Origin of the sequence: Brevibacillus sp. FSL K6-6036 (assembly GCF_037964015.1) — a bacterium.
Taxonomy (GTDB): domain Bacteria; phylum Bacillota; class Bacilli; order Brevibacillales; family Brevibacillaceae; genus Brevibacillus; species Brevibacillus borstelensis.
Genome location: NZ_CP150173.1, coordinates 1,276,140 through 1,288,932, shown reverse-complemented (window position 1 = coordinate 1,288,932; position 12,793 = coordinate 1,276,140). Strand labels below are relative to the sequence as shown.

Below are 12,793 nucleotides of genomic sequence, written 5' to 3'. Positions count from 1 at the left end.
CTGTGCTTGTGAGCCATTGCCTCCCTGTACTACGATGGTAAAAATTTGTTGCCGAGACTCTTATTCGTTTCGGCCGACACGGCAAGAACTTCACCTGATGACAGCCTACTACGCATTTTTGATGGAGGAACAAAATGATGAGACAGTCCCGGTTTTTGTACGTGCTTCTCTGTGTAGCAGCGAGTATTCTCTTCGGCTTTTCCTCTCCCGACAAAACCAAAAAAGCGACGTGGATTTGGCAAGCAGAGCTGATCGATGCCAAGCGGCAGGACATTCTCGGATTTGCCAAGCAAAACGGCATCAACACGATCTATCTTCGCATCGAAAGGCAAAAGCCGTTCGACTACTATCGCCCGTTTCTGCAAGAGGCGCATGCAGCCGGTATCGAAGTGCACGCCTTGGGAGGACACCCCGCCTGGGCTCTTGCCAGCCACCGCGGACGCATGCTGGACCTGCTGGATTGGGTATCGCGCTACAACAGCGAGGCCGACGCCAAAGAACGAATCGATGGGGTGCACCTCGACATCGAGCCCTACCTCCTGCCCGAGTGGAACACCGATCAAGCAGAGGTGCTGAAGCAGTGGACGGCCAACATGAAAGCTTTCGTCGAGCAAGCCCGGAACGATCCGGCGCTGGAAGTAAGCACAGATCTCGCCGTTTGGTTCGACAACATCCCTGTACCCGGGGTTGCGGACACCACTCTTAGCGAATGGATGATCGATACATTCGACCACGTTACCTTGATGGCTTATCGAGACAGTGTGGATGGACCCAACGGGATCGAGGCGCTGGTCTCAGATGAGCTTGGCATAGCGGATCGGCTCGGAAAACAGGTTCTCGTCGCGGTAAACGTAAAGGAGATGCCCAGCCAGCGGCACACTTCCTTTTACGAAGAAGGGCCTGAGGTCATGGAGCGGCAGCTAGACCTGGTGGAGAAACGACTGAGCAAGCACCCTTCTTTTGCCGGAACAGCCGTTCATGATTACCGCTACTGGCAGAGTCTGAACCAGACAGAAACACCGCCTATCCAGCCGCTGCCTCACGACAAGCCTTTGCTCGGTACATACGTGTGGCATGCGGATGTAGCCATTACCCAAGCGGATGAAATCGTTTCCTTTGCCAAACAGGAAGGCATCAACCTGTTGTATGTCCGGCTCGATCTGGAGCAGCCTTTCGAGGCATACCGCGAACTGGCAGGAAAAGCGGCAGCGGCGGGTATCGAAGTCCACGCGATGGGCGGCCACCCGGTATGGGCGCTGGAGGCAAACAGGGAACGAATGCTGAGGCTGGTCCGCTACGTAAAAGCGTACAACAGGAGTGCCGCACCCGAAGAGCAGTTCCGCGGCATTCATCTGGACATCGAGCCGTACGTCCTCCCCCTTTGGCGGGAAGATCCGGAGGGCGTATTGAAGCAGTGGATGAGCAATATCGAAGCGTTCGTGTCCGAAAGCAAGGAAGGCGGCGGCAGCCTCGTGACCAGCAGCGACCTTGCAGTCTGGCTGGACCGCTTTCACGTGCCAGGCGATCCTGACACGTCTTTCAGCAAATGGATGATTGAGCAGCACGACCACATCACGCTGATGGCTTTCCGCGACCGCGCCGAGGGTGCAGGAGGGATTGCCGCCATTGTCCAGGATGAGCTGCGGTTTGCCAATGAACTCGGCAAGGAGATGATCATCGCTGTGGAGATGAAGGAAAGCCATGAGGGGGATTATGTCTCTTTCCACGAGGAGGGAAAAGCGGAAATGCGGCGGCAGTTGGACATGCTTCCCGGGCTTTTGGAGGAGCATTCTTCTTACAAGGGGAATGCGGTTCATGCTTATGAGTATTGGCAGAGAGCGAAAGAGTAGGCTTCTCAGTCGGGTTTAAAGAAATTTGCTTTAGTCGGGCTTTGAAGAAAAAGCGCTTGGATCGGGCTTTCGGGGAGGAGTGAAACGAAAGAGAAAACGCTCAGGGTACGGTGGGACACTTGCCGGGGGAGTGGACTGGCCGGCTCCACTCCAAAAGCGGAACGCGTCCAAAAGCAGCGATTTCTGGGGGTGTCTCAGAGGTTGGACGCTAAGTGCGTGTTCCGCTTTTTCCATTCCGCCTGGGTAGGTGTCCCAAAGACCTTTGCTTATTTCTCTTTCGTTTCATCTCTACAACTGCAGGTCTTTCACGGGCTTATTTAAAGTCCTCTAGTCAGATTGCACCGATGGCCTCTTGTCTGTTTCCGTCGTCTGGCAGACGCTCGGCCTCGTCCAAAAATCGCGTGATCAAAAGGGGCAAAGAGACGAGAACGGGTGGGTCATACGCCTTTGGCGGCCGCAGGAAAATCCGGGTGTCGCCAAAGAACTGCCCTTCTTTCACGCGAATGGCTCCCGCCGCTTTTCCGCGCAGATTGTTGCGGGGAAGGAAATACTCCATCAGCGGTTCATCCCAAGTGAACGCCGCCGCCAGCAGGTAGTAGGTCCCATCGGCAACCGGTGGCAGCCAAAAGGAGCCGGATTGAAACACCATCGTGCAGGCTTTTGGCGTACCCATGGGAATGGGCTTGGCGAAAAGCCCGATACAGATCAAGCCGTCAAAGCTGTCAGGGGCCCATACACTGCCGCTGATTCCGACCGAAGGCGATGGCGGACAAACGGCTTCTCTTTCGTTCTCGTAGTGCTTTCGTACACGCTCCTTGCAGACGTCCATATGCTGGCGGAATTTTTGCGGCGAGATGCCGACCAGCTTGGCAAAACGGGTGGAAAACGTGCCAAAGCTGCTGTACCCCACCCGCTGTCCGATTTCCGTAATGGGCAAATCGCTCGTCGCAAGGTATTCCTTGGCCCGGTCAATCCGGAGGGCAGCCAAAAACTGACGGGGCGGGACGCCGGTGACCGATCTGAACATGCGGTCGAAATGGAACGGGCTGTACATCGCGATTTTCGCCAGCTTGTTCAGAGTCGTGGAGGAATCATCCATTTGATTTTGCATGGCGCCGATGACTTGTGTAACCGTTTCGGTGTGTGATTCATTGTGATGATCCGTCACTTGGTTTCCGCCTCCATTTTCCCATTTTTCAGTATAATCGTTTCTCTCCCATTTCTATCACACTCCGCAAAAATTGTCCAAATTGTCTAGCGTTTGGGGTAGTCGTTCATTGTGCCTTCTTTGACAGCAAAAAGGGTCCCCCTCCGTCTGCGCGAGACGTTGGGACACCCTCTGCGTTTCCCACTCTATTTCTTTTTCACACTGACCTGGACATCGACTGACTTGCCCCCGTAGGTAATCGTGATCACGGCCTTGTCCTTGTCCTTGGCTGAATCCGAGACCTGGATCAATCCTTCGTCGCTGACGGCGACGAGCTCGGGATGATCCGATACATACTCGATCTGGGCGTCTCTGGTCACATCGTGTTTTCCGCCATTGCCCAGATTGGCTGTGACCTGGAGCTGTGCTTCCTCGCCGGGCTTCAGCTTGTAGTTGCGATCCTTGACGATCAGGGCCCGCACCACCGGCGGCTTTTCCTGCTCTTTTTGCTCCTCTCCCAGCACCAGAGGTCCCGCCTTTTCCGTCGTAAATACGGCGACATCATGGGTCAGGGTTACTCTTGCCGGATTGCCTTTTTTGTCTGTGAGTGGTTTCCATTTTTCATTCTCATACAGAAACACCTTCACATTCCGCGAGACTTCCGTTTTCACGGGAATTCCCAGCATGGCGGCGCCTTCGTCAAGGCTTTTGACTGGCTCTCCGTTTACCTTAAGCTCCCACGTATATACTTCGCTTGCCGCCTTGAAAGCTGCAGGGGCCTCGGGAGAATCAGACGGCTCTACTGTAATGCCCAGACGCTCGCCCTCGAAGCTGTCGATCGCGTCTTTTGACAGCAGCACCCATGCTCCGCTGGCGTCCTCCAGACGGGCGGTCGCTTCGATCTCGGCCAATCGCTCCGTCACCTCTTTGCCGAGCGTGACCGCAGCTTCGGATTGGTCTTTTTCCTCATCCGCTTTCAGCACCTGTATGGACAAGGATGGCTCGAATCCGACTTTTTCGTCCCTGTCATCGAACGCCTTATCGAGGGCTTCCAGTACCAAGAGAACAAGCTTCACCTGTTCGTCCCCGGCATCCAGCTCCTCGCCCCGCTCCACAGCAATGACGCCGGCCTTTGCAAGCAATGTTTCGGCAACAGAGTGCAGTTGTTCCAGCAGGTCGACTGTCCGTTCATCCTCGTCAATGGACAGAACGACTGTCCCCAGGAGAGCCTGCAAGGCCCCAAGCGCCTGTTGGCCAGCTTCATCGTCTGTCAGGGCTCCTGAGCGAATGGCAGGCTCAAAAGCCCGTTGCAGGAAGTCCGCTGTGAGTGCCGACAGCGTGCTCTCGTCGACGATCCCTCTTTTTGTTTGCTCGACGACTGCCTTCAGTACGGTCTGGATCGTATCCTCGATAGCTGCCCATTTGTCCTCAGCCTGTACGCTTTCCGCTCCAATCAGCTTTTGCAGGCTTTTTCCTGCAAGGTCTGCCTGGCTGAGGACGCTCTCCTCATCTGCAGCCGAGAGAATTTCCCTTGCCGCTTGCCTGTTCAACGCCTTTTGCTTCTCCAGCGTGACATCTCCGGGGTTCGTGTCAGAACCGGATACCTTGATTTGCACCAGCACCGGATCATGATCACTCACCCGTCCGTCCTCTTTCGTAAAGTCGGCATTGATGTGAACGATGTCGATCTTGGCTTTCTCGGCGAGATGGTTGCTTACGAGAATATGGTCCAGCACCTGCGCGTTGCCTTGATAGTTGTACGTGTACTGTTCGCTCAAAGGCAGCGTGGTTATCATGTTGGTCAGTTCGTCTCCTTCGAGCACCTGCAGCGGACGGGAGAATTGAAAATCGTTGAAATCTCCCAGTACGACGACGTTTGCCTCGGGATCAGCCTCGTAAATCTGTTTGACAAAGCCGTTGACGACTTTGGCGATCTCGACACGCTGCTGTTCGCTGACCAGGACAGGCGGCTGCTTAACGCCAAACAGAGCATCGTCTCCGCCCTTTGAGTTAAAGTGGTTGGCAATGACAAACACCGGCTTGCCGTCAAAAATAAACTCGGCAGCGAGCGGCTTGCGGCTTTCATGAAAGGCCGGATTGAGAGGGTCGATACGTCCAGGATTATGGGAAAGGCGTGCTGTCCCTTGTTCCGCTTCGACCTGTACGGCTGTCACCGCATCACCCGCCGGACGGTCCGCCAGACTGACACGTTCTGGATTGTAGAGGAAGCCGACGCGAATATTGCCGCCCGGTTGTCCGCCGTCCTTTTTATTCTCCGGAGCGATATCAACGTAGCGGTATGCTGCTCCCCCTGCACGCACGATGGCGTCGATCAGCGCCTGGCCCGACTGGCTGGCATCTGTCACGCCATTGTCTTCCGGTCCGTTGTTGTCCTGCATCTCCACTACGCCCACGATGTCAGGCTGCTTCAGATTGTGAACGATAGATTCTGCGATTCCGTTTATCTTGTCGGCATTGTCCCGGGCGGAGAAGTTCTCGATATTGTACGTCGCGATGCTCAAGCGGTCTTTGGCAGGCTCGAGCGTGGTCACCTCCCGCTCGTAGCCGCTATCTACGACGGCAGGCAGGGGCTCCGTGTTGTACAGCTTGAAGTTGGCAAAGCTGTAGTCGATCACCCCGACGATCGGCCCGGCGAACGCATCCCCCACCTTGACCTCGGGAGCTCCCGCAACGAGCTTGTCGGCAATGGTAATTCGCTCGGGATTGTAATTGTCTGCCGCAATCGGGATACCTCCGGCAGGAGTGCGTTCTTTATCGGGATTCGCCTTGTCAGAGAGAATGACGAATTCCACACTCGGCGGATTGGCAAAGGTCTTGGTCGCCCCTACGACGCGCGGCTGATCGACCCGAACGAGCATTCCCTCCAGGCTTTCCCAGAAGTCGATGCCGTCTTCTTCGGGATCAAAAAGGGAGAAGCTGTCATTGTCGATCACCGTTTTCGGGTATGGATAATCGCCCTCGCCCAGAACGACCGGAGCAGGGAGCGGCAAGCCCCTCTCCTTGACTGCTACGGAAGCGGCGTCGATTTCCGTCAGCGTCAGGTCGGTCGCTTCCCGGCTCTTGCTGACGTATTCCTTGACCGCTCCGCTGACCTCTACTCTGTCGCCCGCCCGGACATTTGCACCCGGTTCGTAGACATAGATGCCTTCCGAAGTGCGAGGGTCGTTGTCCGGCTCAGGGTCCTGCATGTAGAACCCGACCGTTCCCGAATTGCCGTTTACCACTGCTGTCACTATGCCCTCCACGCGGGACACGTTTGCTCCCTCATACGGAGAACGGTGCCCTTTGCCCTGAATGTCGCGGATGCGCAGGGCGTCCGGCTGGCTTCCACCATCGCCGATCACGTCTTCGGCCAAGCGGGGGACCAGCTTATACTCGTTAAAATCGTAGGTGACGACCCCGGTCAAGCGTTCGTAAAACGCCCCCGGCTTGAGCAGAGCAGCATCGTACGGCTTGGCAATGAAGGCCCCATGCGGATCGGTCAAAGTGACATTCCCTTTGCTGTCCCTTGCGCCTGCGGTCACATTTTTGATTGTGACCAGCTCGGCCTCGAACTGTTCCCCGGCTGCAGCGCTAAAGTCTGTCGAGATGACCTCCTGCGGCTCGGGGACGCCCGCGTTCTCCTGTACGATCACGACATCGCTTGTGCTGGCCGGCTCGATCTGCGGCAGCCCGTAGTAATCATTCACTTTCCCGGTTGCCCGGACTTCATCGCCGATCCGAACGATATTGCCGAGACCCGCCGCACGCACCAGCATGCCCGCCGTCTCGTCCTGCAGAAAGACGTTCGTCTTGCCGCCAGCTTCGAAAGCGGCAGTGACAATGCCCTGGACGGATGCAAGCGTTCCCGAAGACGACGTCCGCACCTCGCTGATCGGCTTGACCTCCGGCACCTCTCCTCCCGGCTCTCCGCCGCCTTCTCCCGGCTCTTCCGGGGAGCTCTGGCTGTTCTGCGGCTGCGGCTCCCAGGCGAGAAAGTCAGCGCCGTTATGATCCGTATCCCAGGCGCTGCCTTTCCCGGGCACGAATCCGGACTCGCTGCTTTTCCGGACAATGCTTTTCGCAGCCGAAGGAGCGGGGGCCGGGCTTTCTCCCTCGTGCGCATTTGCCGTTCCGTAGCCGACAAAATCGATCACGGCCAGATCAGTCACGGGATTGCCGGAAAGCGCTGTCGCATGACTGACCAGCGCTACTTTTCCTCGCGTGGCGGAAATGTTCGTGCCGCCGGTCGCATCAGCGCTGGGGAGGGCACTTCCATTGGCTCCGCCGCTCGCCAGCCGGACGAGGTAGTAGCTGTGGGCGGAAATACTGCCCGACAACGGCGTTACGAGCCAATTTTCCCTGTCTGCAGCGGCGTACTGAACGGACCAGTTGTTCAGCGAAACGGCTTGTCCGCTCGGATTGTACAGCTCGACGTAATCGTGCTGGTAAGTTGCCCCGCTGTTCCCGCCAGCGCCGTAAATCTCGCTGATCACTACGTGCCCGGCGACAGCGGCCTCGGCTTTTGGCGCAAGTCCGAACGGCAGCACTGTCGCAATCATGAGCACTGCGGCCAGCACCAGGTGACGCCAGCTCCGTTTTCCCTTCCTCATCAACGGATTCATCGTGTACTTCCCTCCTTGATTGTTTTTGCGGTTCTTATCCTGATTCTATAGAACTTGTCTAAATGTTATGTAAATTTTACGCAAAGATTTGTACACTCCTCCTGTTTCCAGCAAAAAACCGCCTAAAGCCATGTTCTGGCTTCAGACGGCTATGACTGTAGCACTATCGCATGATGCAGCCTGCCCCGACTTTCTTCCGTTGCACCGCTTCCGTCGCACGTTGCCATGCTGCATCGGTCAAACCATTTTTTCCGGCCTTAGCGCCTCCTCAATGTCCGGCGACCAGAGCCCTGCTTCCCGGATGACCTGCACAAGTGTCTTGTTTTCCGAAAAAGCTTGCTTGGCCAGAGCAGCTGCCTTGTCGTAACCGATCAGCGGGTTGAGCGCCGTCACCAGAGAAAGACTCGCTTCCATCCACTTGGCGCATTGGACTTCGTTTGCTTCCAGCCCTTCCAGACATTTTTCCCGCAGCACATCCAGCATATTGCTCAGGATCGTGATGGATTGCAGCAGGTTGTAGCCGATCACCGGCATCATGACGTTGATCTCCAGCTGGCTTCCGCATCCCGCCACCGTCATCGTGGCGTCATTGCCGATGACTTGTGCCGCCACCATGTACGACATCTCCAGCATCACCGGGTTGACTTTGCCCGGCATGATCGACGAGCCGGGCTGCACCGCGGGCAATTGAACCTCAGCCAGGCCGGTGCGGGGACCGGAGCTCAGCAGACGCAGGTCGCTGGTCACCTTGATGACGTGCACGGCCAGCTCCTTTAACGCAGAATGAACCTCCAGAGCGGCAGCCGTATTTTGCATAAAGGCAAAGCGGTTGCGCGGCTGGGCAAAAGGCAGGCCGGTTCGTCTGGCAATTTCCTCGATGGCGAGCTCGGCATACTGCGGGTGGGCATTGATCCCGGTGCCGACAGCGTTTCCGCCGAGTCCGATCTCATACAGCCGCTCAGCCGTCTGCCGGATGCGTTCACGTGCATTTGCAAAGCTTTGCGCGTAGCCGGAAAATTCCTGTCCCATGCGAATCGGGACGGCATCCTGCAAATGTGTGCGCCCGGCCTTGATGATCCCCATAAACTGCTCGGACTTTGCCCACAGCACTTTTACCGTACGGTCCAACGCAGGCAAGAGCTCGTGCTGGACCAGCTCTGCACCGGCGATGTTGATCGCGACATGTATCGTGTCATTGGTAGATTGGGCCATATTGACGTCATCGTTCGGGTGCACAAGCATCTGATCGATTTGTCCGCCCAAAAGCTGGGTCGCGCGGTTGGCAATCACTTCGTTGGCGTTCATGTTTTGCGAGGTTCCCGCCCCCGCCTGAAAAGCGTCGACGACGAACTGGCCGTCCCACTTTCCCTCGATCACTTCCTCTGCCGCCTGGATGATGGCCCTGGCCTTCCGTTCATCCAGCTGGCCGCAGGTCATATTGGCATGAGCCGCGGAAGCCTTGATCAGTCCCTGCGCACGGATAAAAGCCCGCGGCAGCCTGAGTCCGCTGACAGGAAAATTTTCGACAGCACGCTGTGTCTGCGGGCCGTACAGGGCATCTGCAGGGATTCTCACCTCTCCCAGGGAGTCTCTTCCGATACGTACTGACATGCTGTCCACTGGTGTTGACCCTCCTTTGCGATCGCTCTATGATGCACACCCTATTCTTCCCAGCAGCATTTCATGATATGTTTGGCTTCTGGGAGCTTGCAGCTTATGGAGGGGCTTTTGGGATCGTTTTGGCAAAGCTTGAGGAGGAAAAGGACATAGAAAAACGCGGGTGTTCCCTGAACGGGCTCCCGCGCTGTTTTACGCTTTCTTGACCGCTTTTACATCGTAGACGCCGTGTGCGACGCTGATCACATGCTCCGGCTTGGGCTTGCCTCTGCTCTGTCTGTGGCCTTCCAGATGAGCTTCGCTCGTTTCCCACTTTTTCCACGCTTCTTCCGATTCCCAGCGGATCATGACGATTACTTCCTCGTCTCCTCTGCGCACCTTTTTAACAAGAACGCTCAAATCGATGAAGCCTTCGGACTTCTCAATCTCTCCCGCCTGGCTGAACCGGTTCACGACCAGATCGGAGGTCCCTTCCTTGACCGTAATCGTTTTCGTTTCTATAAACATGAAGCACACTCCTCTTCGCACAATTGAAAAAATATGGTGTGTCTTCATTTTAGTTGATAAAGATTATCATTGTCAACAAATAACCCGGGCAGCTTACACTTCCCGCCCGGGAACTCGCACAGGGCCTATCCTTTACGTTGAAAAGAAATAAAATGCGCCATATACAAACAAATTTGGCAATGCCGTAAGAAAGAAGAAAGATGTCCACCTGATCCTGCTCTTGTTGTCCTTGTGCTCTTGCTGGGGCTGTTGAAAATAGGCCGGTGGCTCGGCGGTTGACTGAAGCGAAGAGAAGCTGACTAGCGCACCTAGTGTAAACAGAATGGCAGCCGAATAGAATGTCCAGGTCATAATCCATTGGTAATCGTTTTTTAGAAGTCCGGCGAGAACAATCAAAAGCGCTATAGCGCAGCCTGTAGTTAAGGATTTTCTCATAGCTCTGCCACATCCCTGTTTTTATTTCAATCCCTTCTCTCTACCATAATCGTTTTTGTAAATATTTAGAATTACAAAGAAAGCAAAAACGTCTCGCTTTCCACAGGAAGTCCGAGACGTTTTTAACAGCAGCCGTGCAGCAGCCTATCAAGTCAGCATCGGCAGTACCATATTGAGCAAAAACAACCCTGCAACGACGTACAAAAGCGCGGGCACTTCCTTGCTTTTCCCCAATGCTACCTTCAGCAGCGGATAAGCGACGAATCCGAAGGCAATCCCATCAACGATGCTGTAAGACAGGGGAATCAGGGCAATGATGAGGAAAGCGGGAAATCCCTCGGAAAAATCGCGGAGATTGATGTTCTGCACGTTTTGCAGCATCAACGCCCCGATGATGATCAATACCGGAGCGATCGCGCTGTCCGGAATCAGCTTGATGGCCGGCAAGAACAGCAGCGACAGCAAGAAAAGCACTCCCGTGACGAGAGAAGCTAGTCCAGTACGAGCTCCCGCTGCGATTCCCGCAGCAGACTCCACGGTCGAAACCGTCGGACTGGTGCCCAGGATGCCGGACAAGGCGGACGAAATTGCGTTTGCCTGCAGACTGCGGCGAAACTTCTCGGGCTGTCCTGCCATTTGCGTATGTCCGTGAACCAGGCCGATGTTTTCAAACACGATCACCATCGCCAAGGAGAACGTCGCCACCCAGAACGGAAGCGTTGCGATGTGCGAGAACGAAAATGCGGCAAACACCTCACCGTAGGAATCAAAGGAAATCCCGGACATGCCTTGTCCCGGATGAACCAATCCGGCAAGCCAGCCGATTCCTGTACCTGCGGCGATCCCGATCAAAAAGTTTCCGGGGACGTTTCGGACAAACAAGACAAGCGTCAATAGCAGAGTCGCAAGCGTAACCCATACCTGTGGATGGGAAAGGTCACCGAGCGCTACAAAGGTGGAGGGATTGGTCACGACCAGGCCGCCTTTTTGCAGCCCGATAAAGGTGAGAAACAATCCGATTCCAACCGTAATCGCTTCCTTGAGCGAATCGGGAATGGCGTTGGACAGCACGGTTGCCGCTCCCGTAAAGGCAATGGCGGCAAAGATGACCCCCGACAGAAAAACAGCGGCCAGCGCTTCCTGCCATGGCAAGCCCATCGTATTGCACAGCGTGTACGTAAACAAGGCGTTGATCCCCATCCCAGGGACCAAAATCATCGGGGCATTGGCCCAAAAAGCCATCAGGATCGATCCGATAAAGGCGGTCAGCACAGTCGCCAGAATGCCGGCTTCGAGCGGGATGCCGGCATCCTCCAAAACGGAGGAATTGACTGCGACGATATACACGATCGTGACAAAGGCGATAAAACCGGCCATTATTTCTTTTTTTACAGTGGTTTGACTCGCTTGCAGATGAAATATCCTCTCCAACAAACTTCGCACATATGTCCCTTCTTTCTCTCTGTTGTTGCTCATGTAAGTTTCCGAAACATATGCTAACATAGCTCTATCGATATAAAAAATATTTGTTTTATCTCCGTATCATACGTTTTACATATGAAAGGCAGGCAGACTCATGGATATTCGTCAATTGCGCTATTTTATCGCGATCGCAGAAGAAGGCCAAATCACCGGAGCAGCCAGACGCTTGCGTATGGCCCAACCACCGCTCAGCCAGCAATTAAAGCAGATGGAAGAGGAGCTGGGTGTCGAGCTAATCGAGCGCTCTGGAAAAAAAATCGCGCTGACACAAGCGGGCGTCACCTTGTACAAGCAGGCATTAAATCTTGTCCACCAGATGGAGGAAGCCATATCCGAGGTGAAGGAAACGGGCGAAGGCGTTCGCGGGACTCTGTCTGTCGGCGTGAGCGCCCTTTCCTCCTACCGCTTGCCCGAGCAAATCCGCCAGTTTCGGGAGCGCTATCCGTTGATCACCTACAAGGTGTGGAAAGGAGACACACAGCTTCTCAGCCAATGGCTGGAGCAGCGAACGGTCGAAGTCGCCATCGTCAGGCTCCCCCATTCGCTGGCGCATTGTACGACAATCCCGCTTTTGGAGGAAACGTTTGTCCTGATCGTTCCCGTTTCTTCTCCGCTCTCCCAAAAAGATAGTATCCATATGCGGGAAATCGCTGACCACCCTTTGATCATGCCCAGTACGCCCGGACTCGGCATCTATGAGCTTTTGGTCAAGGAATTTGGCCGCCTGGGCGTGACTCCGCATGTGATCTGTGAATGTCCTGACCTCTCGCTGATCGTCAGTATGGTCGGGGCCGGGGTTGCCGCTGCGATCGTCCCCCGCTCTGCTTGGGAGACGCAGGGAAACGCCAATATCAGCCGTCTGGAGATCACTGGCACCTCGATCACCTCGTCGTCCGCCATCGTCTGGCAGACGGAACGCCATCTCTCCAAGGCAGCACGCCATTTCATCGAGATGTTTGCTCCGATTCCGGAGCAATAATCGGCCCGCATGTGAAAACGAGATGGTTCTTTTTAGCCACAGAGGATAAACAAGCCCGGTTCGTGGGATTCTATACCACTGATATCTTCCATTTTCGATTTCGGCTTCCTGACATTGCATTTCATCTCGCAAAGTCCGACAAAGGAGGGCT

General features: G+C 55.3%; 7 protein-coding genes. 2 read left to right on the top strand and 5 right to left on the bottom strand.

The window, feature by feature from the left end; genetic code table 11:
- Positions 1-137 precede the first annotated feature (137 nt).
- Entirely contained in the window at positions 138-1,850 is a 1,713-nt protein-coding gene (locus NST37_RS06560; protein ID WP_251246951.1) for a hypothetical protein, read from the top strand.
- 331 nt (positions 1,851-2,181) lie between these two features.
- Here NST37_RS06560 and NST37_RS06555 read toward each other — a convergent pair whose 3' ends face one another.
- From NST37_RS06555 to NST37_RS06535, 5 genes are all read right to left on the bottom strand, one after another.
- Positions 2,182-3,018 (bottom strand): helix-turn-helix transcriptional regulator, encoded by an 837-nt coding sequence (locus tag NST37_RS06555; RefSeq protein ID WP_031932209.1) that lies wholly within the window; start codon positions 3,016-3,018, stop codon positions 2,182-2,184.
- 185 nt (positions 3,019-3,203) lie between these two features.
- Positions 3,204-7,622: a lamin tail domain-containing protein gene (locus tag NST37_RS06550; RefSeq protein WP_339186459.1), complete on the bottom strand. Its 4,419-nt coding sequence runs from the start codon at positions 7,620-7,622 to the stop codon at positions 3,204-3,206.
- Positions 7,623-7,859: 237 nt separating this feature from the next.
- Positions 7,860-9,233: a class II fumarate hydratase gene (locus NST37_RS06545; RefSeq protein ID WP_024983138.1), complete on the bottom strand. Its 1,374-nt coding sequence runs from the start codon at positions 9,231-9,233 to the stop codon at positions 7,860-7,862.
- Between the two features lie 198 nt (positions 9,234-9,431).
- Positions 9,432-9,746 carry an antibiotic biosynthesis monooxygenase gene (locus tag NST37_RS06540; protein WP_024983137.1) on the bottom strand — a complete coding sequence of 105 codons (315 nt, stop codon included), beginning with the start codon at positions 9,744-9,746 and terminating at the stop codon, positions 9,432-9,434.
- 582 nt (positions 9,747-10,328) lie between these two features.
- Complete coding sequence (locus NST37_RS06535) at positions 10,329-11,624, bottom strand: NCS2 family permease (protein ID WP_024983136.1); 1,296 nt, start codon at positions 11,622-11,624, stop codon at positions 10,329-10,331.
- A 133-nt stretch (positions 11,625-11,757) separates the two neighbouring features.
- On the opposite strand from NST37_RS06535, the gene NST37_RS06530 reads away from it, so the two are divergent.
- Positions 11,758-12,642 (top strand): LysR family transcriptional regulator, encoded by an 885-nt coding sequence (locus tag NST37_RS06530; protein WP_003388071.1) that lies wholly within the window; start codon positions 11,758-11,760, stop codon positions 12,640-12,642.
- The last annotated feature ends 151 nt before the right edge of the window (positions 12,643-12,793 follow it).